The 23,456-nt window shown below is 41.9% G+C and carries 25 protein-coding genes; 20 read left to right on the forward strand and 5 right to left on the reverse strand.

The genetic code is table 11. The features are described from left to right. Positions 1–11: 11 nt before the first annotated feature. The 5 genes from C1I91_RS13960 to C1I91_RS13980 are packed head-to-tail and all read right to left on the reverse strand — an operon-like array spanning position 12 to position 4,405. Positions 12–1,160, reverse strand: a complete 1,149-nt coding sequence (locus C1I91_RS13960) for a restriction endonuclease PLD domain-containing protein (protein WP_128213436.1) — start codon at positions 1,158–1,160, stop codon at positions 12–14. A 4-nt stretch (positions 1,161–1,164) separates the two neighbouring features. After that, positions 1,165–1,395 carry a helix-turn-helix domain-containing protein gene (locus C1I91_RS13965; RefSeq protein WP_128213437.1) on the reverse strand — a complete coding sequence of 77 codons (231 nt, stop codon included), beginning with the start codon at positions 1,393–1,395 and terminating at the stop codon, positions 1,165–1,167. A 35-nt stretch (positions 1,396–1,430) separates the two neighbouring features. After that, positions 1,431–3,068 (reverse strand): DUF2326 domain-containing protein, encoded by a 1,638-nt coding sequence (locus C1I91_RS13970; protein ID WP_164880538.1) that lies wholly within the window; start codon positions 3,066–3,068, stop codon positions 1,431–1,433. Next, complete coding sequence (locus C1I91_RS13975) at positions 3,058–3,285, reverse strand: ABC-three component system middle component 7 (RefSeq protein WP_128213439.1); 228 nt, start codon at positions 3,283–3,285, stop codon at positions 3,058–3,060. Before C1I91_RS13975 ends, C1I91_RS13970 begins: the two co-directional genes overlap by 11 nt. After that, the gene (locus C1I91_RS13980) at positions 3,269–4,405 is read right to left on the reverse strand and encodes an ABC-three component system protein (RefSeq protein WP_128213440.1); all 1,137 of its coding nucleotides are present in this window, start codon (positions 4,403–4,405) and stop codon (positions 3,269–3,271) included. Before C1I91_RS13980 ends, C1I91_RS13975 begins: the two co-directional genes overlap by 17 nt. 434 nt (positions 4,406–4,839) lie before the next feature. Here C1I91_RS13980 and C1I91_RS13985 point away from each other — a divergent pair, with 434 nt between their 5' ends. From C1I91_RS13985 to C1I91_RS14085, 20 genes are all read left to right on the forward strand, one after another. Continuing rightward, entirely contained in the window at positions 4,840–5,373 is a 534-nt protein-coding gene (locus tag C1I91_RS13985; protein WP_238476012.1) for a sigma-70 RNA polymerase sigma factor region 4 domain-containing protein, read from the forward strand. Positions 5,374–5,612: 239 nt separating this feature from the next. Then, entirely contained in the window at positions 5,613–5,936 is a 324-nt protein-coding gene (locus tag C1I91_RS13995; RefSeq protein WP_128213442.1) for an rRNA biogenesis protein rrp5, read from the forward strand. Further along, a complete protein-coding gene (locus C1I91_RS14000; protein ID WP_128213443.1) occupies positions 5,929–7,077 on the forward strand; it encodes a DUF2800 domain-containing protein in 1,149 nt (382 codons plus the stop codon). The genes C1I91_RS13995 and C1I91_RS14000 overlap by 8 nt, the downstream gene beginning before the upstream one ends. Beyond that, positions 7,070–7,618 carry a DUF2815 family protein gene (locus tag C1I91_RS14005; RefSeq protein ID WP_052221226.1) on the forward strand — a complete coding sequence of 183 codons (549 nt, stop codon included), beginning with the start codon at positions 7,070–7,072 and terminating at the stop codon, positions 7,616–7,618. The genes C1I91_RS14000 and C1I91_RS14005 overlap by 8 nt, the downstream gene beginning before the upstream one ends. Before the next feature lie 78 nt (positions 7,619–7,696). Beyond that, positions 7,697–9,631: a DNA polymerase gene (locus C1I91_RS14010; RefSeq protein ID WP_128213444.1), complete on the forward strand. Its 1,935-nt coding sequence runs from the start codon at positions 7,697–7,699 to the stop codon at positions 9,629–9,631. 91 nt (positions 9,632–9,722) lie between these two features. Then, positions 9,723–10,475 (forward strand): phage antirepressor KilAC domain-containing protein, encoded by a 753-nt coding sequence (locus tag C1I91_RS14015; protein ID WP_128213445.1) that lies wholly within the window; start codon positions 9,723–9,725, stop codon positions 10,473–10,475. Then, positions 10,475–10,909 carry a DUF7768 domain-containing protein gene (locus C1I91_RS14020; protein WP_128213446.1) on the forward strand — a complete coding sequence of 145 codons (435 nt, stop codon included), beginning with the start codon at positions 10,475–10,477 and terminating at the stop codon, positions 10,907–10,909. The genes C1I91_RS14015 and C1I91_RS14020 overlap by 1 nt, the downstream gene beginning before the upstream one ends. Further along, the gene (locus tag C1I91_RS14025) at positions 10,906–13,272 is read left to right on the forward strand and encodes a virulence-associated E family protein (RefSeq protein WP_128213447.1); all 2,367 of its coding nucleotides are present in this window, start codon (positions 10,906–10,908) and stop codon (positions 13,270–13,272) included. Before C1I91_RS14020 ends, C1I91_RS14025 begins: the two co-directional genes overlap by 4 nt. Positions 13,273–13,489: 217 nt before the next feature. Then, a complete protein-coding gene (locus C1I91_RS14030) occupies positions 13,490–13,771 on the forward strand; it encodes a VRR-NUC domain-containing protein (RefSeq protein WP_128213448.1) in 282 nt (93 codons plus the stop codon). After that, complete coding sequence (locus C1I91_RS14035; protein WP_128213449.1) at positions 13,752–15,113, forward strand: DEAD/DEAH box helicase; 1,362 nt, start codon at positions 13,752–13,754, stop codon at positions 15,111–15,113. Before C1I91_RS14030 ends, C1I91_RS14035 begins: the two co-directional genes overlap by 20 nt. Then, complete coding sequence (locus C1I91_RS14040; RefSeq protein ID WP_476695903.1) at positions 15,110–15,334, forward strand: hypothetical protein; 225 nt, start codon at positions 15,110–15,112, stop codon at positions 15,332–15,334. The genes C1I91_RS14035 and C1I91_RS14040 overlap by 4 nt, the downstream gene beginning before the upstream one ends. Then, complete coding sequence (locus C1I91_RS14045) at positions 15,331–15,741, forward strand: DUF1492 domain-containing protein (RefSeq protein WP_128213451.1); 411 nt, start codon at positions 15,331–15,333, stop codon at positions 15,739–15,741. The genes C1I91_RS14040 and C1I91_RS14045 overlap by 4 nt, the downstream gene beginning before the upstream one ends. Positions 15,742–15,894: 153 nt before the next feature. Then, the gene (locus C1I91_RS14050; protein ID WP_128213452.1) at positions 15,895–16,254 is read left to right on the forward strand and encodes an HNH endonuclease; all 360 of its coding nucleotides are present in this window, start codon (positions 15,895–15,897) and stop codon (positions 16,252–16,254) included. 114 nt (positions 16,255–16,368) lie between these two features. Next, positions 16,369–16,920, forward strand: a complete 552-nt coding sequence (locus tag C1I91_RS14055) for a P27 family phage terminase small subunit (protein ID WP_052221216.1) — start codon at positions 16,369–16,371, stop codon at positions 16,918–16,920. 17 nt (positions 16,921–16,937) lie between these two features. Next, positions 16,938–18,113 (forward strand): methionine adenosyltransferase, encoded by a 1,176-nt coding sequence (metK, locus tag C1I91_RS14060; RefSeq protein ID WP_139205611.1) that lies wholly within the window; start codon positions 16,938–16,940, stop codon positions 18,111–18,113. Beyond that, positions 18,094–19,335, forward strand: a complete 1,242-nt coding sequence (locus tag C1I91_RS14065; protein ID WP_052221214.1) for a site-specific DNA-methyltransferase — start codon at positions 18,094–18,096, stop codon at positions 19,333–19,335. The genes metK and C1I91_RS14065 overlap by 20 nt, the downstream gene beginning before the upstream one ends. Continuing rightward, complete coding sequence (locus tag C1I91_RS14070) at positions 19,328–21,385, forward strand: DNA cytosine methyltransferase (protein ID WP_052221213.1); 2,058 nt, start codon at positions 19,328–19,330, stop codon at positions 21,383–21,385. Before C1I91_RS14065 ends, C1I91_RS14070 begins: the two co-directional genes overlap by 8 nt. A gap of 101 nt (positions 21,386–21,486) precedes the next feature. Continuing rightward, positions 21,487–22,170: a hypothetical protein gene (locus C1I91_RS14075; RefSeq protein ID WP_052221212.1), complete on the forward strand. Its 684-nt coding sequence runs from the start codon at positions 21,487–21,489 to the stop codon at positions 22,168–22,170. Continuing rightward, positions 22,170–22,397, forward strand: a complete 228-nt coding sequence (locus C1I91_RS14080) for a DUF4314 domain-containing protein (protein ID WP_052221211.1) — start codon at positions 22,170–22,172, stop codon at positions 22,395–22,397. The genes C1I91_RS14075 and C1I91_RS14080 overlap by 1 nt, the downstream gene beginning before the upstream one ends. 135 nt (positions 22,398–22,532) lie before the next feature. Continuing rightward, complete coding sequence (locus C1I91_RS14085; protein WP_052221210.1) at positions 22,533–23,432, forward strand: amidoligase family protein; 900 nt, start codon at positions 22,533–22,535, stop codon at positions 23,430–23,432. The last annotated feature ends 24 nt before the right edge of the window (positions 23,433–23,456 follow it).

The raw sequence follows: 23,456 nt of genomic DNA on the forward strand, positions 1-23,456 counted from the left end.
AGTCGCACCTCTCATTCGTTAATTGTCGTTTCAAATGATAATACCCATACATCAAGCTCAGATCCGTCTTCGTCTAATGCTTTCTGATCCGTTTTAGAAAGCACAAGACTGTTGCAACCATATGCTTGCAACATTTCTTTTGTAATCATTCCTTTACGGTCAGTATCGGCTTGGGTATCATTCACTGGTATTACTAGCCCTGCTGCTGCAAGTCTACCTTTAATCCAACGACCAAGAATAAGTTCATCCCCAACAGCACTGAATTGCTTATTGCCATCACTTGTAGTATGAGCCTTAAACCAATAACCATCATCGGTAACAACAAAGAAAGGCTTGTTTTTTTCAGGGTAGCCTTCGGAGCGAGTTATCTCTTTGCTAACGGTCAACTGAGTCTCATACCAATCACGGGATTTTCTTTTGCTTCGTGGTGCGGCATAGCTAACATTAATATTTGATTTCGTGAAGTGTTTACCGTCATCCATGTGTCGTTCATCGTGAGCAGGAACTTTTAACGGTAGCACAAATGAAATACTTGTTTTATGTTGTACATATAGCTGTACACCAGTTTGGGGGATTTGTGTTACCGTATCGATGCCACTAAGAGAGGTGTTAACTTCTCTGATTATTGGCATTCCTGTTATATTGGCAATATTATCTGAGCAGTTCTGCGCTTTTAGTCTCTCTATAAAATCTGCAATTTCTCTGCATTCAGTAGCATCATCGGTAATCGATGAGATTTCATACTGTCGGCGGTTATTGGCATCTAATTTGATTACACCTAAGTTTGCAGAACCAATAATAGCTGAGAAAGGCTGTCCATCTTTATAGAAGCAGTATACTTTGCCGTGGTATTTAAATGCTTTTACAATCTTGATTTCGCCTATGCCGGCCTCTATCCATCTCTTGTTTATTGCAAGAGCAGTATTGTATGATCCTTCTGGCATTCCTTCAATGAAGTACATACCAATGGTAAGGCATATATTGGATAGATTGTGCTCCTTGACTAAATAGTCAAGTTCTTCCAAAGCGGCACGAGAGATATATCCAACCGCAATTTCAACTCGGTCTGACTTTGCGATTTGTTCGTTAAAGCAGTCAATAATTGTTTCTTGACCCTGTAATGTAGCAAGGGGCAGGATGTTTGAATACAACAGTTTCATTCGATTACTCCTTTACGTTTGATGTGGTACTTCCGTCTTTTACAATTTCCATAATATCAGCAATATCGCAATCTAAAGCCTCACATATACGGAGCAGGACATCGGTTGTAATATTTGTACCTTTTCCGAGTTTGGCAATAGATGCTGAACTTACACCGCTTATTTTCTTGAGTTCCTGTTTGTTCATGTTCTTGTCTATAAGCAATTTCCAAAGTTTATTATAACTAATATACAATCGTATGGCCTCCTTAGTGTATATTTGCATGAGAATTACGATTTTGTTTCGCCCCACGAGTATCCAAATAATTCATCACCATTACTATTCAAATGTAAAACGGATGTTTCGTTCAAAATCTTACTTGTTTCCTCGGAGTACGCTTCATCTTTGTCGAAAGCAATGAATATTTGCTTATCAAATTCCTTGTACAACTTTATGATATTCGATATTGGCTCATCGGCAATATTTTTGAAGATGAGCGAGTCATGAGCTATAGCCGGAAGCGGTGTTAATTTAAGAATGCTTAAATCAAAGACAATTAAGCTTTTGTAAGAAGTTCCAGTACCACTATCATCCGGTGTCCAGAATATGTATTTGCTTCCATCAACAAGATCAATTACAGGTGCTTTCCTTTTTCCTCCGTAAATAACATCATTAAAGCGTACCATCTGTTCATTGATGGCGGTTTCAATGTAACGCAATTCTGTTTCTTGAGCTTGAGATAAACTCTCCTTTGCTGTTTTTACATCTGCAACAAATACTTTTGTGTCGTTGTAGGCTTTGTTTTGAGCTTCCAATCCAGAAATTTTTCGTTGTAGTTCGGTGTAATTATCTAAAAAGGATTTTGGAACTTTGGATGGAATCCCTAATGCACGTTGTTCGTCTTCTAGGGAAGATATTTCTTTGCTTAAAGAGTCAATGAGTAATTTAAGTCTCTGAGATTCTTCGTCTAATTCATTACTCAGGATGTTCTGCATTTTTCCATGAAAGCTTTCGACTTCAGATATTTTACGCATATTTGCATTTGGAAAAAACTGTGCCAGTTCTGCTAGATCTGCAACTGATTGAGTGAATCCACCGCTAATACTAACATTAACAATTTCTAATTGAGATTTTAGCCGACTGCGCTGTCTTTTAAGTGCAGTAATTTTCCCTTTAATTTCAGCGGCCTCATCAGCCTGCGCTAAATCATCGGAAGCCAATTTTCGATCTGTTTGCTCTATGAGCTTAGATAACTCATTTTTTAATTGCTGAATTGCAGCTTCATTTTTCTTATACTGTGTTTGTGTGGTTATTGAAAACGGCACAAGTTCCAACTTTCGAGCTTTATTAAAGGTTTTCTTTATTTCTTCTTTATTAGATAAAGCAGACTTGTACTCTTCAATTTTCCAATATACATTAAAGAGCTTTTCCAATGCTGTTATAGCAACTTCGGCTTTTTCCCCATGATAAGAGTCCAGTGGTCGTGTACTTGAGTGGTTGTCCTTTCCATATATTCTTAGGTAGCGACCAATGATATCGCGGAAAGTCGTGTAAGGTAAATTAATCTTATAAGATTCAAAGAGGAAATCTTTGAATTTATCGAGACGAATCGTTTCCTGCGTATTATATGATGAATCACAAATATTAATATCGTTGAAGTTAACGATATCTCTAGAAAAATAATACTTTGTATCATTAAATTCAAAAGCGAACTTAATAAGATGATTTCCAAGATGGTGCGCGGCATCGGAATCTTTATATGTGTCTCCACCAAAAGCGTAATCAATGATTAGCATAAAAGTAGATTTTCCGATAGAGTTGTCGGCAGATTTCCCGCCGAGAACGGTGTTTAAGCCACTATGGAAACGTATGGCCGGTCGAGGCTGACCATGTGACATAAATCTATCGCATTTAATTTCAAACAGCATGGCATAATACCTCCCGTTCTTCGTCATAGAATATTTTATTGAGTGCAAAAAGTGCATCTAATATCTCTATATATTCATTAATACTTGAAACCTGTTTTTGCATTTTTACATAGAGTGCTCCCACTGTGTGTGGTTCTTTTTCTAATGCTCTCAGCACGATTGGAAACTTTGATATAATGCTTTCATTGTAGCTAAAAAGTTTATTCGGTAATTGCATCGAATACCTCACATTTCTGGATAAAGTACGATATTACAATTTCGCATAAGTCCTTGCGATCATTGGTATTTGAGGCAAGCCATTCTACTAAGGCCTCAAATATTTCAGGTTGTGTAAGTCCTTTATCTCTTAAATTAATGTAGTTCATTTTTACTTGCATACAAAATGGGTCAAAACGTAGTTTGCGTTCTTTACTTAATTGCTGAAAAATCCCATGAACAGCAGGATAGTATTCAGTAACATACGCTTTAGCTTTTATGTAAAGGGATCTATTTTCTGGTAAAATCTTTTCACGGAGACTCACGGGTTCATAACTTAATGGAATCAACTTCATCATTGGGGTATCGGAAATTTTTCTAAGAACTCTCTCAACACCCTCCTCAACCTTTGTGTTTGCTAAAACTTCTATAGTCTCTGCTTCACTTATTAAATGCCTCTTGATAATCTCCATACGGTTCATCTGTTCATCATCTTTTGCGAGGAGATATCTTTTACTACAGTCTGGGCAAAGGGCGATTAGATTTGCAAAGGAATCTGGAGGTAGGTTGGGATTGATCTGCGTAATTTCATAGTTCATGTCGGTTTGACCATTTGCATTGATATATAATGGACGGCAACAGTTATCGTTTGGGCATAAACCCTTTGACTCTACTAATAGCCGAGTTCCATATCTTTGTTTTATTATATCTGACAACGCACAAGCACCACTCTCAATTTCTATGAGGGTGGTCTTTTTGTTTTTCTTTATATTTGCTGCATTAAAAAGGATCTTCTTGAACATATCGGCACAAACCTCTGCCGTGTTATAGAGGTTAATGTCTGGTATATACGCAATTAAAGCATTGCAAAGATTGGAGATTGTACCTTCAGGTAATCCGTTAATGTAGCTCACAAATACCTCAGGCTCGATGTATTTATTTATGTCTTTGGCAATTCCGTCTATTGAACGTGTTCCGTTGAAATAAGACTTAAACGCAGGTAGCGTACGATTTTCTACCTTATTATCTACATCAGCTGGGTAATCCACGATGTTTAGAAATAATTCCTGCGTGAATTCATCAGTGTTCTTACCGTCTGCCAATATCGAGTAAAGAATATTTGCAAAATCACTAAACTTCAATTCCCTAACCTCCAATCACTTTTGTATCCGAGCGTATCCGTGAGTACCCATGCGTGTGAGTTGAAATTTAAAAACCTTCTATAATTTAAACATAAGTAAATAGGGACATGCCCCTAGAGATGGCTAATATATCCATTATATCACAATTTTCGCAAATATCAATTAAATATTTGCGAACAGCGATATTTTGATTGCGATATAAGACATTACATTTTAGTGTGATAGAAATCAAAAAAATATCAAATGCCTGATTTGCAATAAGGCAAAGGATACATATTGTTTCGTTCCAGTCCGCAAGGACTGTGGCGCTACAATAGAAGTACCCTCCCCTTATTGCGCTCATTTTCAGGATAAAAGGGTCTGTGTACTTCAAAGCACAGACCTTTTTGTATGTATCCTTTGCCGCCAATGCAGTCCGGCGGAAAGGATGCACAATGAAAATTAGAATTCTGTACGACAACAAACCTACCTATCTGGAGGTACCAGACGAGGACTGCACTGTAATGATTGATGCTGATTATGAGGACAGGCTATCTTCTGCTGAAGATAAAGAAACTGTCACTCGACGCTCTGCCCAAGAAATTATAGATGAGCGGTTCAACAAGCCTGAATATAACAACTGGCATAAATTTGACAGACACAGGGGTATGCCAAAGAAACCATTCCGCAAGGATGCCGAAGCCGAAGATGAATCTGATCATATGGATTATTTTCCTGACAACTCAGATGAAGAGACTCGAGAGAAACAAGAAGAGTATGAATATGTCTGTGACATTATTCGCAAGGCACTAAAGGAAAAACAAGCGGAGCTACTAATAGCTATTGTCTTGGACGGGGTTTCGGTATCAGAGTATGCAAAGCGGGAGGGTGTTACAGTCAGTGCCATCTCACATCGAATGGAAACAGCAATGAAAAATTTCAAAAAAGTTTTTCCGAAATCCTCAACTTACCCCTCTTCCCAAGGCTAATAGGTAGAGGGCAGTACATAAACGCTCTCGGAAAGAGGTGAACGAAATGAAACACAATTTGAAAATAAGTGTTTCAAAGCATCCACAGTCTGGCGGGATTGTTTCCTGTCGTAATGTCACCATAAGGGAGCGTTTCCTTCGTTTCTTACTTGGTGATAAGCAGAAACTGACTATCCTTGTTCCAGGTGATACCGTACAGGAACTCGCTATCTGTGAGATTAAGGAGGGAGGGATAAGTCATGAGCAAAATCAAGTTACTCCTTGATGTGGTTTCAGATATGCGTTCTTTGGCAGACAGCATACAGGCGGTTGCAGATGCAATGGCGGGCAATGAACCTTTCGAAACAGAAGAACCGACAAAAGCTGTAAAAGAGAGTGAGCCAGAGAAAAAGGAAATCACATTGGAGGAAGTCAGAGCCAAACTCGCTGAAAAGAGTCAAGCCGGTCTTACTGCTGAAGTGAGAGAAATTATTAAAAAATATGGCAGCTCTAAACTAAGCGAAATTAACCCGGAACATTATGCAGATGTTTTGAAGGATGCGGAGGTACTCGGCAATGGGTAAACACGCAGTACTTTCTGCATCCGGGGCGCATAGGTGGCTACATTGCCTTCCATCTGCAAGACTGGAGTTGGAGTTTGCAAATAATGAATCCGGTGCAGCAGCCGAAGGCACCGCCGCCCATGCTCTTTGTGAACATAAACTTAAAAAAGCGCTTCACATGAGAAGTAAGCGTCCAATCTCTGATTATAACACTGATGAGATGGAAGAACACAGCGATGCCTATGTGGAATTTGTGATGGAGCAGCTTGAAGTGGCAAAGCAAAGCTGCAAGGACCCGTTGATACTTATTGAACAGCGCCTTGATTATTCTTGCTATGTACCAGACGGTTTTGGAACCGGTGACTGCATTATCATTGGGGACAAGAAACTTCATATTATTGATATGAAATACGGAATGGGGATTATTGTAAATGCAATTGAAAACCCACAGATGAAACTGTACGCACTTGGTGCTTTGGAAATCTACGATAGTCTGTATGATATTGAGGAGGTTTCCATGACCATATTTCAGCCACGCAGAGAAAATGTCAGCACATGGACTATTTCGGTAAAGGAATTAAAAGACTGGGCAGAAAATGAACTAAAACCAAAGGCATCAATGGCCTATGAAGGTGAAGGTGAATATCTTCCAGGTGAGTGGTGTACTTTCTGCCGAGCTGCTGTTAAATGCCGTGCAAGAGCGGAAGAAAAGCTGAAACTGGCACAGTCGGAGTTTAAATTACCACCTCTACTTACGTACGCTGAAATTGAGGAAGTCCTTGCTAAATTGACAGACCTTACGAAGTGGGCAAACGAAATCATTTCTTATGCCACGGATGCTGCAGTCAATCACGGTAAAGAGTGGCATGGGTTTAAGATTGTTGAGGGTAGGTCTGTCCGTAAATATAGAGATGAAGATGCTGTGGCTGAAGCAGCCAAGGCAAATGGCTATAAGGATATCTACCGTCAGAGTCTCATTACATTAACAGAAATGCAGAAGTTGATGGGTAAGGCAAAATTTGAGGAAATTCTCGGTGGCCTCATACATAAACCACCGGGCAAACCGACGCTAGTCCCACTTTCAGATAAGCGTCCGGTTATGAATGTATCAAACGTAATAAACGAATTTAACGAAATAACGGAGGTATTGGAATATGAATAATCAAAACAGAACTAAGGTTGTTACAAGTGTAAATACACGGCTAAGCTACTTTCACGGCTGGGAACCGGTATCCATCAATGGCGGAGCGGAAAAGTACAGCGTTTCAGTACTGATTCCCAAGACAGATAAGGAAACCATCAATGCAATTAATGCAGCAGTAGATGCAGCTATTGAAGAGGGCATTGCAAAGTTTGGAGGTAAGAAACCGAATAAGGCTGCCATCAAGTTGCCGCTTAGGGATGGGGACGTGGAGCGTGACGACGAGGCTTACAAAGGTCATTATTTCGTAAATGCCAACAGCAATACTCCACCTCAGATTGTAGACAAAGCGGTCAGACCTATTCTAGATCGTAATGAGGTGTACAGCGGTTGCTATGCAAGAGTATCCCTTAATTTCTATGCTTTCAACTCAAATGGCAATAAGGGTGTGGCCTGTGGACTTGGCAATATCCAGAAGGTAAGGGACGGAGAGCCTTTAGGTGGCAGAACCAATGCTGCGGATGATTTCACCACTGTTGAAGATGATGATTTCCTGGCATAACAGATAAAAAATTAGACAGACGAGGTGGCGGAGGAAGTTCTTCTGCCACTTTGTTTGTATTCAAAAGGACGGTAATATATGAATTCTATTTCTATTGACATAGAGACGTTTTCGAGTGTCAATCTTCAAAAATGCGGAGTTTACCGTTATGTCGAGAGTGATGATTTTGAAATTCTGCTGTTTGGCTATTCCGCTGACAATGGTGAAGTGCAGATTGTTGATCTTGCCTGTGGAGAGGAAATCCCGGAGGAGATTATTAATGCCCTCATGGATAATTCCGTAACCAAGTGGGCTTTTAATGCAATGTTCGAGCGTGTTTGTATATCGAAATGGCTTAATCTTTCAGAATATCTTGACCCCGTATCATGGAAGTGCTCCATGATATGGTCGGCATATATGGGACTTCCTCTTTCTCTAGAAGGTGTCGGTGCTGTTTTAGGATTGGAAAAACAAAAGCTAACTGAGGGTAAAGACTTAATCAAATACTTTTGTACACCTTGCTCTCCCACAAAATCAAATGGGGGTCGAGTAGGAAATCTGCCGGAACATGATCAGGATAAATGGGAGCGTTTTAAAGCCTATAACCTTCGTGACGTGGAAGCCGAGATGTCTATAAAGCAGAGATTATCCAAGTTTCAGATGCCAGAGAATATATGGGCGGAATATCATCTTGACCAGGAAATCAATGATCGTGGCATTGCCATTGATATGACCTTTGTCAAACAGGCTGTCGCAATAGATGAACATACCCGTGAAAAGCTAACTGCTCTTATGCAGGACATGACTAATCTAGAGAATCCAAACTCGGTGCAACAAATGAAAGGTTGGCTTTCAGAGAATGGGTTAGAAACAGATACCCTTGGTAAAAAAGCAGTTTCAAAGATGTTAAAGACAGCACCTGAACCACTAGGCACTGTTTTGGAGCTTCGTCAGCAGCTTGCTAAATCATCTGTGAAGAAATACACAGCAATGGAAAATGCGGTATGCCATGACGGTCGTGCTAGAGGGATGTTTCAATTTTACGGAGCTAATAGAACAGGCAGGTTTTCTGGGCGGCTGATTCAATTGCAGAACCTCCCTCAAAACCATATGCCTGATTTGGAACAGGCCCGTGCTTTAGTTCGTAGTGGAAACTTTGATGCCCTCACTCTGCTCTATGATTCCGTACCTGAGGTCTTATCGGAACTTATCCGTACTGCTTTTATACCCCGTGATGGAATGAAGTTTATCGTTGCAGACTTCTCAGCGATTGAGGCTCGTGTCATTGCCTGGCTTGCAGGTGAGAAATGGAGAACAGAGGTATTCCAAAAGGGTGGTGACATCTACTGTGCCAGTGCCTCTCAGATGTTTAATGTACCTGTTGAAAAACACGGTGTGAACGGGCATCTTCGTCAAAAAGGCAAAATAGCCGAACTTGCACTCGGCTATGGTGGGTCTGTTGGAGCATTAAAATCGATGGGTGCTTTAGAGATGGGAATTGAAGAAGAAGAACTTCAGCCTCTTGTAAATGCTTGGAGACAGTCCAACCCCAATATCACAAAACTTTGGTGGGATGTTGACCGTGCGGTAAAAACCTGTGTTAAGCAGAAAACTCCCACAGAGACACACGGCATTCAATTTATATATCAAAGTGGAATGCTCTTTATTGTTCTTCCTTCCGGTAGACGGCTTGCCTATGTAAAACCTCGTATGGGAGAGAATGTTTTTGGCGGTGAGTCGGTTACTTATGAAGGTGTCGGCGGAACGAAAAAATGGGAAAGAATCGAAAGCTACGGACCCAAATTTGTAGAGAATATTGTTCAGGCAATCAGCCGTGACATTTTGTGCTACGCCATGCAGACATTAAAGAATTGTTCTATTGTGGCTCATGTACATGATGAAATTATTATCGAAGCAGATATGAGAATGTCACTTCCTACCGTTTGTGAACAGATGGGACGAACACCAAGCTGGGCAAAAGGTCTGTTACTTAGTGCCGATGGCTATGAGTGTCAGTTTTATCAAAAAGATTAAATTAATTTTTCAAAATCCTCAACATTCATTACCTCCTGTGGCTATTAGGTAGAGGAACTTTCCTCTGACTAAATTACAGGAGGTAATTCGTATGGACGAATTAGTAAGAATCAACTATGAAAATCATCGACCAACCGTACTCGGTCGTGATTTACATGAAGCCTTGGAAGTCAAGACAGCGTATAAGGACTGGTTTCCAAGAATGTGTGAGTATGGATTTGAGGAAGGGTCAGACTTTAGCTCATTTTTGAGCGAAAGTACTGGAGGCAGACCAAGCGTAGATCATCAGCTTACCATCGACATGGCAAAAGAGCTATGCATGATACAGCGTACTCCAAAAGGAAAGCAGTGCCGCCAATACTTCCTTGATATTGAGAGGAAGTGGAATTCACCAGAGGCAATCATGGCAAGGGCACTACAGTTAGCCAATCAACAGCTAACTCAAATAAGACATCAAAATAAACTGCTTGAAGGTACGATTGCTGTTCAGAATCAACAGATTACAGAAATGAAACCGAAGGTGTCCTATTATGATGTGGTTCTAAATTGTAAAGACCTTATTTCAACATCGGCAATTGCTAAGGACTATGGCAAGTCTGCTATATGGATGAACCGTTATCTTCATGATAAAGGTATCCAGTTCAAGCAGGGTGACATCTGGCTTTTATATCAGAAGTATGCGGAGAAAGGCTACACCAGTACCAAAACACATAGCTACCTTGGCAGTAACGGAGAACAACATACAAAGGTTCATACTTACTGGACACAAAAAGGCAGACTCTTCATTTATGAACTTATGAAGGCAGACGGTATCTTACCACAGATAGAAATGGAGGGTGCGTAATGGGAATCAACAAATTCAATCCTGAGGGTTACCATGACCCAACTCCTCATGAAGCACTGACCAACATAATGAGAAAGGAAAAGGCAGATAAAAAATCTGCCTTTAAGCCGCTTGTATATATTTGTTCTCCCTATTCCGGTGATATAGAAGGGAACGTTAAAAAGGCTCGTAGCTTTTGTAGATTTGCCTTGGAGCAAAATTGCATACCAATTGCACCGCACCTTATGTTTCCGCAGTTTATGGATGATGAAAACCTAAATGAACGGGAACTTGCAATTTTCATGGATATCGTGCTCATGGGAAAGTGCTCTGAGGTATGGGTGCTTGGGAACATCATCTCAAGCGGTATGGCAAGGGAGATTGAAGTAGCTAAAAAACGCAGACAGACGGTCAGATATTTTAATCCGGAGTATAAGGAGGTCGAAAGTCTATGAAAATTGCAGTGGGCAACAGCCGGATGGATAAAAAGTGGAAAAACAGTGATGTTTCATGGGAGGGTTTTTGCTCCCGTGTAAAAACGACACAACGTACCACGGAAACGGTAGAGGAATATCGGAAACTTAAAAAAGGGCAACAAGATGGTATCAAGGATGTAGGTGGCTTTGTAGGAGGGCATCTAAAAGAAGGAAGGCGAAAGAAGGGTAATGTTCTATGCCGCTCTTTGCTTACCCTCGATATGGACTACGGTAAGCCAGATATCTGGGAGCAAATATCAATGCTTTTCGATTTTAAATGCTGCGTCTACTCCACCCATAAACACACACCAGAAAATCCAAGACTTAGGCTTATTATTCCACTTGCTCGTGAAATCAGCGAAGAAGAATATGCAGCCGTTGGACGTATGGTGGCAAAAGAAATCGGTATTGACCTTTTCGATGACACGACATATGAAGCGCACCGCCTTATGTATTGGCCATCCACATCATCAAACGGTGAATTTGTCTATGAAGAGCAGGATGGAGCATTACTTGACCCTGATATTTATCTTTCAAAATATGAAAACTGGCATGATACGTCAACTTGGCCAGTATCAAGCAGGCAGTCTGAAGTCATTAATCGCAGTCTTAAAGAGCAAGCAGATCCGCTTTTAAAGGAAGGTGTAGTAGGAACATTCTGTCGCGCCTATTCCGTTTGTGAAGCGATAGAGAAATTCTTAGGTGCAGTTTATGCCCCATCTGCAATGGAAGGACGCTATGATTATATCCCGGCTGACAGTAGTGCAGGTGTAATTATCTATGATGATAAATTCGCATACAGCCATCATGCCACCGATCCGGCAAGCGGTCTACTCTTAAATGCTTTTGACCTCGTTCGTATTCATAAATTCGGTTCTTTAGATGATAAGGTCTCCACTACTACGGCTCCCGGTAGGATGCCGTCTTTTGTAGCAATGTGCGAGTTTGCTATAAAAGACGATGCAGTGAAAGCTGAGTTTGCCAAAGAAAGACAGGCTCAAGCTGAAGAGGAGTTTAGCGATGAAGATTGGCAGACGGGATTGGAACTGGATAAGCAAGGTCGAATAAAAGACACACTGGACAACATTGTCCTAATTATTCGGCATGATGGGAATTTACAACATATAGCTTTCAACTGCCACCGTGATGGCATTGATGCCAAAGGTGGTTTGCCTTGGGAACAGATTAAGGCTGGCTGGAATGATTCAGATAACGCATTACTTAAAGTGTACTTAAGCAGTATGTATGGAGTTTATTCTCCTACTAAGACCAAGGATGCAGTGGTAGCTGTAGCTACGGAGAGAGCCTACCATCCTATTAAGGAGTATCTGAACTCCCTGCCAAAATGGGATGGTATCAATCGGGTGGAAAACCTACTTATTGAATATTTCGGTGCAACGGATAATTCCTATACAAAAGCAATTATTCGTAAAACAATGGTTGCAGCGGTAGCCCGTATTTATAGACCAGGTACAAAATTTGACAGTGTCCTTATCTTAAACGGACCCCAGGGCATCGGCAAGTCTACCTTTTTCGCCAAACTTGCTGGAGATTGGTTTTCAGACAGTTTGACCATTACAGACATGAAGGATAAAGCAGGTCCTGAAAAATTGCAGGGATATTGGATGTTGGAACTGGGTGAGCTTGCCGGAATGCGTAAGACCGATGTGGAGGTTGTTAAGTCTTTTATCTCTAGGACTGATGATAAGTACCGTGCAAGTTATGGAGTCAATGTAGAAAGCCATCCCCGTCAATGTGTGATTGTGGGTTCTACAAATGCAGAAAGCGGATTTCTTCGGGACATTACGGGCAACCGCAGATTCTGGCCAGTCCGCATTAGTGGTAACAGTAAAAAGAAAGCTTGGCAGATGACAAAAGAGGAAGTTCAGCAGATCTGGGCAGAGACACTGGTGCTTTATGAGAAGGGTGAAAAACTCTACCTTGAAGGTGATGATGTACATTTAGCAACCAGTGAACAGGCTGATGCAATGGAAACCGACGAACGTGAAGGACTGGTTCGTACCTATCTGGATACCCTTTTGCCAGATGATTGGGATGCCATGTCTTTGTATGAGCGTAGAAATTTCCTTGGCGGTAGCGAGTTTGGGGGCGGCACCCGTGTTGGAACAGTAAAAAGAACCCTTGTCTGCAACATGGAGATTTGGTGTGAGTGTTTCGGTAAAGAGGCATCAATGCTAAAGCCTTCAGACTCCTATGCCATCGGTGCCATTATGAGAAAAATCAGTGAGTGGAACAAGTACACCGGGAACAAGAATGGTGTAGTGACGTTTCCTGTCTACGGAAAGCAGCGAGCTTATTCCCGAAATGAGGAACAGAGCTAAAGTTGTACCATACTTTGTTCCCAGACTTGTTCACTCGCAAATATAGATAAAACAATAAAGAATGACGGTTTGGAACAAGTGGAACAAGAAATTACCTTTATATATAAAAGATGATAAAAAGAAGAGTGTAAGCCTGTGCATACGTATATACACGCGCGTATAGGAAAAATCGGTCAAAGTTGTTTTCTTGTTCCGAGCCTTTATATAGGAGGAATTTATGCTTGAAAAAGTTATCGAAAAGAAACTGGTGGCGGCGGTAAAAAAGATGGGAGGTATTGCGGCGAAGTTTGTTAGTCCTGGTTTAGATGGAATGCCAGATCGCCTGGTACTTTTGCCAAAGGGGAAGATGGCATTTGTGGAATTAAAGGCTCCCGGTAAGAAACCCCGCCCGCTACAGCTTAGAAGAATAAAGCAATTACAAAAGTTGGGGTTTGCCTGCTATGTAATTGACAATGATGATCAGATTGGAGGGATACTCGATGAAATACAATCCTCATAAATATCAGACCTACGCGACCAACTTCATTTTAGAGCATCCCATAGCTGCAGTATTCTTAGAGATGGGTCTTGGGAAAAGCGTGATTACACTTACTGCTATATTTGACTTGTGCCTTGATAGTTTTGAAGTTGGAAAGGTTCTGGTCATTGCCCCACTCCGGGTAGCAAGGGATACTTGGCCAGCTGAGATAAATAAGTGGGAGCATCTAAAAGGACTGAAATTTTCAGTGGTAATCGGTACAGAGCAAGAGCGTCTTTCAGCACTTAGGAAACCTGCAAGTGTCTATCTTATAAATAGAGAAAATGTAGACTGGTTGGTAAACAAAAGCGATGTTCCCTTTACTTTCGATATGGTGGTCATTGATGAGCTGTCATCCTTTAAGTCCTACAGTGCAAAAAGGTTCAAAAGCTTACTAAAAGTCAGACCAAGGGCAAAACGTATTGTGGGTCTTACGGGTACACCATCAAGTAACGGTTTAATGGATTTGTGGGCAGAGTTTCGTATTCTCGACATGGGTAAAAGACTCGGCAGGTACATAACTCACTACCGCAATTCTTTCTTTACTCCGGATAAACGTAATCAGCAGATTGTGTTTTCATATAAACCGTTACCCGGGGCAGAGGACGCAATATATCGGCTCATTTCGGATATCACCATTTCCATGAAGTCAGTGGATTTTCTGAAAATGCCAGAATGCGTGATCAATGAAGTGCCTGTATATTTGAGTGAAAAAGAACAATCGGTGTATAACAACTTTCGTGAAGAGATGGTTCTTGCACTTGCTAGTGAAGAGATTGATGCCATGAATGCAGCAGTCCTTTCAGGTAAACTCCTACAGATGGCAAACGGTGCTATCTATGATGAAGATAAAAGTGCCCATTTCATTCATGATCGAAAGCTGGATGCCCTTGAAGATTTAATCGAAGGTGCAAACGGCAAACCTGTGCTTATTGCCTATTGGTATAATCACGATTTAGAGCGTATCAAGGCAAAATTCAATGTTCGAGAAATCAAGACTTCCAAGGATATCATGGATTGGAACAATGGCGGTATTTCTGTAGCAGTTATTCATCCTGCATCAGCTGGACATGGTCTGAACTTACAAAGTGGTGGTTCAACTCTTATATGGTTTGGACTTACATGGAGTCTGGAACTGTATCAGCAAACCAATGCGAGACTTTGGAGGCAAGGTCAAAATGAAACGGTTGTAATCCATCACATCATTACCAAAGGCACTATTGACGAAGATGTTATGAGCGCCTTAAAACGAAAGGAAAAGACACAGAACGACCTAATCAATGCGGTCAAAGCAAATCTTGGGAAAGCGAGGGAGGCGGTATGATGGATGCATTTGAAAAATTGGCAAATGCCATTATTCTACAAGCAGTCAAGGATTACCGCTTTGCACTACAAAGATTGGCGAAATATCCTCGTAACGATTCTGCTTTATATACGAAACATGAGGTTGAGCGATTCTTCCGTTCCGGGCTTTTCTCTAACATAACCTCCCTTGAACCAGAAATGTTAATTCAAAAGCTACATGAGGAGGTGGTTAGGCGATGACGGCAAAGGAATTCTTAAAGCAGGCTTACCGTCTAAATGAATTGATAAACTCCGATCTTGAGGAACTACAGAACTTAAGGGATTTATCAAGAAGTGTTTCATCCCCTGTGCTTGAGGAGCAAGTTAGTAGAACAAAGAGTACAGACCCTCCTTTTGAAAAGTATGTGATAAAGATAGTAGATTTGGAGAAACAGATACAACAAGAGGTTGAACGCTTAGTAAAGCTAAAGACTGATATCCGAGAGGCTATTAACAGGATGGAGAATGTAGATGAAAAGCTGCTGCTTCGCTACCGATACATCAACTTCCTTAACTGGGAAGAAATCTGCGTTAACCTTAATGTGTCAATGCGTACTGTTCACAGACTTCATTCCTTAGCTTTGCAACACTTAAAGATTCCAAAATAAAAAGTTGGCACACTTTGGCACAGTTTGGCATACGATGACACTGTTTGTCCGTAGTGAAAGCTATATAATGGTAGTATGGAATAATAGCAAAGAGCCTTCATGGGAGCACCACTCCTGCGAGGGCTTTTTCTATGGGCAAAAAGGAGGTGCAATATGCCAAAGAAACCCAAGCGACCATGTTCTTATCCTGGTTGCCCTGAGTTGACTGACGGTCGCTTCTGTGAAGAGCATGCTAAGAAAGAAGCTTCAAGGTATGAGAAGTATGACCGTGACCCAGCAACCCGTAAGCGTTATGGTCGTGCATGGAAAAGAATTCGTGACCGTTATATAGCCGCTCATCCTCTTTGTGAAGAGTGTAAGAAGAATGGAAAGCTGACTCCAGCAACTGAAGTCCATCACATTCTTCCATTGGCACGAGGAGGAACACACGATAAAAGTAATCTGATGGCGCTTTGTACTCCATGCCACTCTGAAGTCACAGCAAGAGATGGAGACAGATGGCAAACCCGGTAAGGGGGGAATTAAATCTCTACAGCTTATTGATTGTGCAACGGGCGTGGGGTAACGCACGAAAAAACGCGGTTTCAAACAGGGTAATAGGACCCGACAACGAAAAGAGGTGAGTAAATGGCCAAAGACGGAACAAATCGTGGAGGTGCCCGTATCGGTTCTGGTCAAAAGAAGAAGCCACTTGCTGACAAAATAGCAGAGGGAAATCCCGGTAAAAGAAAGCTTGAAGTCGTTGACTTTAAAAATACTGCTGACCTTAAGGGGCAGGAAATGCCGCAACCAAGGGGTATGCTCTCAGCGGTGCAAAAGGACGGGAAAACCTTGTTGGCCAGTGAGATCTATGAGATTACATGGAAATGGCTAGAGGAACGAGGATGTGCCCATCTGGTGCTTCCACAGCTTTTAGAACGCTATGCTATGAGCGCTGCAAGATGGATACAGTGTGAGGAAGCAGTGACTGAGTTTGGCTTTCTTGCCAAGCACCCAACCACTGGAAATGCAATTCAAAGCCCTTATGTGGCTATGAGTCAAAACTTTATGAGTCAGACAAATAGACTATGGATGGAAATATATCAGATCGTTCGTGAAAATTGTGCTACAGAGTATTCTGGGTTAAACCCACAGGACGATGTGATGGAGAGATTGCTATCTGCCCGTAGAGGAAAATAAAGATGAGGAGATGTGAAATGAGTAAAAGATATTTAACAGCAGAAAGTGTATGTGCCGGGCATCCAGATAAATTATGCGACATTATTGCAGATAGTATTTTACAAGCATGCCTGCGAAAAGATAAGGCATCACGTGTGGCTTGTGAGGTTATGGCGACCAAGAGAAGAATTATCGTGGCGGGCGAGATCTCCTGCAGCGAGAAAGTTGACATTCGTTACATTGTTAGAAATGTGCTGAAAGAAGTCGGATACAACCCTCTGAAATTTTTGATTTATGTATATGTACATAATCAAAGTGTAGATATTGCGGCTGGTGTTAATACTGCGTTGGAAGCACGAAATGGTGTCAATGAACAGTACGGTTCAGTAGGTGCAGGTGATCAGGGGACTGTGTATGGCTATGCTACAAAAGAAACTAGAGAAATGCTTCCACTACCCCTTGTGCTATCCCACAGAATAGTAAAGAGGCTTGATGATTGCCGAAAAGGGAAACTTATAAAAGATATCCTACCGGATGGTAAAGCACAGGTTACAGTAGAATATGAAGATGATATTCCAAAGCGAGTAAAGACCATCGTGGTATCGGTACAGCATGAGAAGAATAAATCCCAGGAAGAACTTAAGGCAGATATCCTTAACAATGTTTTATGGCAGTGTTTTGAGGACTTCCCTTTTGATGAAGAAACAGAACTTCTCATCAATCCCTCTGGTAGATTTGTTGAAGGTGGTCCTGCTGCAGATACAGGATTGACTGGCAGAAAAATTATGGTTGATACCTATGGAGGACTTGCATCCCACGGTGGTGGTGCTCTTTGTGGCAAAGACCCAACCAAAGTTGACCGAAGCGGTGCATATATGGCTCGGTATATCGCTAAGCATATCGTTTGGTGTGGTTATGCCAAGAAATGTGAAGTTAGTATTTCTTATGCTATTGGTAAGGCAAATCCGGTATCCTTCACAATAAATACCCTTGGCACTGGCACTGTTTCTGACGAAGTACTAACTCTTGCTGCACAAGAGGTATTCAACTTAAGACCTGCAGCAATCATTGAAAAACTGCGTCTTAGAAATGTGATTTACTCTGACACAGCGACTTATGGACACTTTAACAGTTGTCTCTTTCCTTGGGAGGATGTAAATAAATACAGTGAGTTTAGAAAGGCGGTGGAAAAGTATGTTGATAGAGAAGATTAAAACGAAACAACTCATCCCCGCCGAATATAATCCGAGGAAGGATTTGAAGCCGGGTGATGTAGAATATGAAAAGTTAAAACGATCTCTTGAGGAGTTTGGATATGTTGAACCCGTTATATGGAATAAGACTACAGGCAAAGTCATCGGAGGTCATCAGCGTTTGAAAGTCCTGCTGAGTATGGGTATGGATGAGATAGAATGCGTGGTTGTTGAAATGGATGAGCAAAAGGAAAAGGCTCTGAACATAGCACTTAATAAAATAAGCGGTGACTGGGATAGAGATAAACTGGCCCTTCTCATCACAGACCTAAACGCTTCGGACTTTGATGTGTCTTTGACTGGTTTTGATCCGGGAGAGTTGGATGATCTTTTCAAGGATTCCCTTAAAGACAAAATAAAAGAAGATGATTTTGATGTGGACAGCGAGCTGAAAAAGCCCGCTGTTTCTCATTTAGGGGATGTTTGGATACTTGGACAGCATCGATTAGTTTGCGGAGACAGTACGAAGAAAGACACCTTTGATGTCTTGATGGATGGGAAAGCTGCTAATTTGGTAGTTACGGACCCTCCATATAACGTTAACTATGAAGGTACAGCCGGAAAAATTAAAAATGATAATATGGAAAACGAAGCGTTCTACGAATTTCTGCTTGCGGCATTTCAAAACTCCGAAACGGCGATGGCGAAGGATGCTTCTATTTATGTGTTTCACGCCGATACAGAAGGCCTCAATTTTAGAAGAGCATTCTCGGATGCGGGATTTTATCTTTCAGGCACTTGTATTTGGAAGAAGCAGTCCCTTGTTCTCGGCCGCTCTCCTTATCAGTGGCAGCATGAACCGGTACTCTTTGGTTGGAAAAAGAATGGGAAGCATCTTTGGTATTCAGACCGAAAGCAGACCACCATCTGGGAGTTTGAGAAACCGAAGAAAAATGGCGACCACCCAACCATGAAACCAGTGGCTTTAGTTGCATACCCTATTATGAATTCAAGCCTTACCAATTGTATTGTTCTCGATCCCTTTGGTGGTTCAGGAAGTACACTTATTGCCTGTGAACAGACAGATAGAATCTGCTACACCATTGAGCTGGATGAAAAGTACTGTGATGTCATCGTGAAAAGGTATATTGAGCAAGTTGGAAACACGGATGGTGTATTTCTTTTGAGAGATGGTGGCGAGTATAGGTACCGTGACTTGTCGGAGGTGAGTGCAGATGAGTAAACTGACACTAGGCTCCATCTTTGATGGTAGCGGTGGTTTCCCGCTGGGAGGTCTGCTCTGTGGCATCGAACCGTTATGGGCTTCTGAAATTGAGCCTTTTCCAATAAGGGTTACGACAAAACGCATCCCGCAGATGAAGCATTATGGGGATATAAACAAACTAAATGGTGCGGAGCTTCCGCCAGTAAATATAATAACATTTGGCTCTCCCTGCACAGATATGAGTGTGGCAGGTAAAAGAGCTGGACTAGACGGAGAACAATCCGTCCTTTTTTATGAGGCAATACGAATCATCAAGGAAATGAGGTGTAAAACTGATGGACGATATCCAAGGTATGCAGTCTGGGAAAATGTCCCCGGTGCATTCTCATCAAATAAAGGAGAAGACTTCAAGGCAGTGCTCGAAACGGTCATCGGTGTCAAAGAACCGAACACCTCAGTGCCTTTACCTCAAAAAGGACGATGGCCCTATGCAGACATCTATATGGGAGATGGATGGAGTGTGGCGTACCGAACTATCGATGCGCAATATTTCGGAGTCCCCCAACGCCGTCGTAGAATCTACCTTGTCGCAGATTTTGCAGGCGGATGTGCTGGAGAAATATTATTTGAGTCCGAAGGCGTGTCAAGGAATTTTACGCCGAGCGGCAGCACGTGGCAAAGAACTGCCGAAAATGCTAAAAACGGCATTGGAAAAACAGGCAGTGGCATAACTTGCTTAAATGACCAAGGCGGAAAAGTGATATCTGTTTCGGAGGATGTTTCCGCAACACTCCGAGCGGAAGAACACGGACATCAACCTTGTGTAATGCAGTCAAGCGGTACAGTCATGTCCTTTGAACCGGGTGCCGTTTCACGCATTGGCGGTCATACAGATGAAGACTTAAGTGGATCACTTCGTGCAAACATGGGAGACAATCAAACGGCCGTTGTAATAGAAAATCATCCAACTGACAGCCGTGTGAAACTATCCGAAGATAATAAAGTACAGACATTGACCTCTCGTATGGGAACGGGCGGTGGAAATGTGCCGCTTGTCATGAACGAGAGACAGTATGCTCTCACAGTAGGTGAAGATGTAGCAAATACATTAACAGGAACAGATTATAAAGGAACGCAGTGTGTATTTGAGCCAACTCCTAAAACACTGAAAATCCGCTCAGGTTGTGAAGGTGGCGGTAAGGGTGCATTGATACAGGATGATAAGTCAGCCACCCTTGGTTGCAATAATGATCAAACCGTTTTTGTACCTACGGCATTTGGTATCTGTTCGGATAAGAGCAACTCCATGCAGTCAAGTAATCCACACAGCGGTATATATGAAGCGGATACTTCCCGTACCATTGATGCTAATGGTGGAAATCCAGGATGCAATCAAGGGGGTATTGCAGTAGTTGCTTTACAAGGCTCGATGATTGGAAGAGAGGATAAAAACGATCCCCAAGGTGACGGCATAAATGATGATATCAGTTTTACCCTTAATACAGTGGATCGGCATGGTGTTGTGTATGCAATTGATCGTGAAACCTTCAACTGTGGACAGAATTTCGCTAGAAATTTAGGGATAGCGGAAGACAGTGTTGCATCAACATTAAATGCTCAAGGTCCGTCAGCTGTGGCACAACCCTATCAAGATATCAGTGGTACGATTTCAGCAGGCGCCCATCCAAGTGGATTTAATGGACAGGATGCATTAAACGATATGCTTATTCCAGTCAAGAAAAGCGATGAGCCGGATTATATCGTCCGTAGACTAACGCCAACGGAATGTGCAAGGCTTCAAGGCTTCCCAGACTATTGGTGTGCTGAACTTAGCACAGAAAATCCAACAGAAAATGAAATTACATTCTGGACGGAGGTTTGGGAAACACATCGAAAAATCATAGGCAAAAGTAGTAAACCGAAAACAAGAAAGCAGATTTTAAAGTGGCTTAAGAATCCGCATTCCGATGCTGCCGAATACAAAATGTGGGGGAACGGTGTTGCACTGCCATGCGTTTGTTTTGTGCTGACCGGCATTGTGTTATCTACACAAGATACCGCTGATTAATAGAACAGTATTTTATACAGAAAGACGCTCTAAATGACTTGATATTAACAGCTTTTAGAGTGATATATGTATGTACCGAAAATAGAAAGGCGGTATGGAAAATGCAGATTAACTATAATGTTACTGGTTCAAAAAGAAAAGAACTGGTCAGTGCAATAAGCCAGGCACTGAATGCTTCGGCAAAGTACCTCGGAGCCCCTACATTCGCATATGAGGTGGCAGACTACTGTATTGATAAAAATGGGGTGCTCAATGGACCAGATAATTATGAACTGGTTGAGGACCTATTGGGGTTGCACGACTTAAAGGCAATTGAGGAAGAATACGATACACCACTTCCCCAAGCAGAATTAGAGGATACTATCGGACTGATTATTCAAATGCCAAGGACAGATTTTACCGATACGGCACTTGAGAACTTAAAAGGATTGGTAGAAAGTAAAGCAGTCCTTATAAAGAAGGCGCTAGGGGCGGATTCCATTCCAATCAATGTAAGCGACGAATTAATTACCTTCCCTTGGTTTCAAGGTGAATGCTCTGCAGAAGAAGTTAAGACTTACACCCATTTCGTCACGGCACTTTGCGAAATGGCAAAAAAACAGACCCGCGTCAACTCCACCGAAAAACCTGTGGAGAATGAAAAGTACGCTTTCCGTTGTTTCCTTCTAAGGCTTGGATTTATTGGCTCGGAATATAAGATGGAGCGAAAGATTCTCCTCTCAAAACTGTCGGGCAGTTCTGCTTTCAAAAGTGGAACAGCCAAGCATGAGGAGGTGAGTGAATAATGAATATAATTCACCCAGAAATGCTAAAGCAGCTAAAAAGCTATTATACTCCAGGAACAAGGGTTATGCTCTTGAAGATGAATGACCCTTATACCAAGCTTCAGCCTGGAGCTAAAGGTACGGTTACTGGTGTTGATGACATGGGAACCATCCACGTAAGTTGGGATTCCGGTAGTTCTCTTGGAGTGGCTTTTGGCGAAGATTTATGTAAGAAAATCGATGAATAAATCACACACATTCTAAGCCAAAGATGGCAATAGAATTGTGTGTTTATATCGGATAATTCACTTGCTATATAAGCCTTTTAGAGTGATATATGTACATGTCGTAAGGACAAATACACTTTAGAAGGAGCAAGAAATATGCTAAGCACAAAATTTGGGATTGAAATTGAGTTCACAGGGATCACAAGAGAAAAAGCAGCAAAGGTTGCAACAGAATTTTTGCAAGGCACTTATGCTGAAGGTGGAACCTACTACGATACTAAAAAGGTAACAGCACCAGATGGGAGGGTTTGGAAGTTTATGAGTGACGGGAGTATCAACTGCCAAAGAAAAGAAGGCGGAAGAAAAGTAGCCGCAGGCAGAGAGTACAGCGTCGAGCTTGTCAGTCCCATCCTTACCTACCGAGAGGACATTGAAACATTACAGGAGCTAGTGAGAAAGCTTCGCAAGGCCGGTGCCTTTGCAAATACATCTTGCGGCATTCACATTCACCTAGACGGTGCGGATCATACACCGAGAAGTATTCGAAACTTCGTAAATATCATCGCAAGCAAGAATGACCTTTTTTATAAAGCACTTCAGATTGCACCAGAGCGAATGCGGTATTGTAAGAATATGGACAGCATTTTAGTTGAGAAGATGAACCGCAAAAAGCCTAAGACAATGAGACAAATCGAGGACATTTGGTACGAGGGTTACAGCGAGAGCAGAGGTACTCATTATCACAACAGCCGCTACCATTTCCTCAATCTTCACAGCTTTTTTACTGGAAACCATACAGTTGAGCTTAGAGGATTTAACAGCGAGCTTCATGCTGGAAAAATAAGAAGTTATATTGTTCTAGCACTCGCCATCAACCACCAAGCCTTAACACAAAAGTGTGCATCGGCAAAGAAACCACAGGTGGAGAACGAGAAATTTGCCATGAGAACTTATTTAAACCGGATTGGTTTCATAGGTGATGAGTTTACAAACTGCAGAGAACATTTGACCGCAGCACTTTCGGGTTCAGCTGCATGGCGGTTTCGGGCGGCCTGAGCTGCCCCTAACCCCTAAAGCTTA

It is taken from the genome of Clostridium manihotivorum (assembly GCF_004015185.1).
GTDB lineage: Bacteria > Bacillota > Clostridia > Clostridiales > Clostridiaceae > Clostridium_AR > Clostridium_AR manihotivorum.

Bases quoted from the DNA above. Each gene is read 5' to 3' on its own strand.
- C1I91_RS13960 (WP_128213436.1), bottom strand. From the start codon at position 1,160: ATGAAACTGTTGTATTCAAACATCCTGCCCCTTGCTACATTACAGGGT.
- C1I91_RS13970 (WP_164880538.1), bottom strand. From the start codon at position 3,068: ATGCTGTTTGAAATTAAATGCGATAGATTTATGTCACATGGTCAGCCT.
- C1I91_RS13975 (WP_128213439.1), bottom strand. From the start codon at position 3,285: ATGCAATTACCGAATAAACTTTTTAGCTACAATGAAAGCATTATATCA.
- C1I91_RS13985 (WP_238476012.1), top strand. From the start codon at position 4,840: ATGAAAATTAGAATTCTGTACGACAACAAACCTACCTATCTGGAGGTA.
- C1I91_RS13995 (WP_128213442.1), top strand. From the start codon at position 5,613: ATGAGCAAAATCAAGTTACTCCTTGATGTGGTTTCAGATATGCGTTCT.
- C1I91_RS14000 (WP_128213443.1), top strand. From the start codon at position 5,929: ATGGGTAAACACGCAGTACTTTCTGCATCCGGGGCGCATAGGTGGCTA.
- C1I91_RS14005 (WP_052221226.1), top strand. From the start codon at position 7,070: ATGAATAATCAAAACAGAACTAAGGTTGTTACAAGTGTAAATACACGG.
- C1I91_RS14010 (WP_128213444.1), top strand. From the start codon at position 7,697: ATGAATTCTATTTCTATTGACATAGAGACGTTTTCGAGTGTCAATCTT.
- C1I91_RS14015 (WP_128213445.1), top strand. From the start codon at position 9,723: ATGGACGAATTAGTAAGAATCAACTATGAAAATCATCGACCAACCGTA.
- C1I91_RS14020 (WP_128213446.1), top strand. From the start codon at position 10,475: ATGGGAATCAACAAATTCAATCCTGAGGGTTACCATGACCCAACTCCT.
- C1I91_RS14025 (WP_128213447.1), top strand. From the start codon at position 10,906: ATGAAAATTGCAGTGGGCAACAGCCGGATGGATAAAAAGTGGAAAAAC.
- C1I91_RS14030 (WP_128213448.1), top strand. From the start codon at position 13,490: ATGCTTGAAAAAGTTATCGAAAAGAAACTGGTGGCGGCGGTAAAAAAG.
- C1I91_RS14035 (WP_128213449.1), top strand. From the start codon at position 13,752: ATGAAATACAATCCTCATAAATATCAGACCTACGCGACCAACTTCATT.
- C1I91_RS14040 (WP_476695903.1), top strand. From the start codon at position 15,110: ATGATGGATGCATTTGAAAAATTGGCAAATGCCATTATTCTACAAGCA.
- C1I91_RS14045 (WP_128213451.1), top strand. From the start codon at position 15,331: ATGACGGCAAAGGAATTCTTAAAGCAGGCTTACCGTCTAAATGAATTG.
- C1I91_RS14050 (WP_128213452.1), top strand. From the start codon at position 15,895: ATGCCAAAGAAACCCAAGCGACCATGTTCTTATCCTGGTTGCCCTGAG.
- C1I91_RS14055 (WP_052221216.1), top strand. From the start codon at position 16,369: ATGGCCAAAGACGGAACAAATCGTGGAGGTGCCCGTATCGGTTCTGGT.
- metK (WP_139205611.1), top strand. From the start codon at position 16,938: ATGAGTAAAAGATATTTAACAGCAGAAAGTGTATGTGCCGGGCATCCA.
- C1I91_RS14065 (WP_052221214.1), top strand. From the start codon at position 18,094: ATGTTGATAGAGAAGATTAAAACGAAACAACTCATCCCCGCCGAATAT.
- C1I91_RS14070 (WP_052221213.1), top strand. From the start codon at position 19,328: ATGAGTAAACTGACACTAGGCTCCATCTTTGATGGTAGCGGTGGTTTC.
- C1I91_RS14075 (WP_052221212.1), top strand. From the start codon at position 21,487: ATGCAGATTAACTATAATGTTACTGGTTCAAAAAGAAAAGAACTGGTC.
- C1I91_RS14080 (WP_052221211.1), top strand. From the start codon at position 22,170: ATGAATATAATTCACCCAGAAATGCTAAAGCAGCTAAAAAGCTATTAT.
- C1I91_RS14085 (WP_052221210.1), top strand. From the start codon at position 22,533: ATGCTAAGCACAAAATTTGGGATTGAAATTGAGTTCACAGGGATCACA.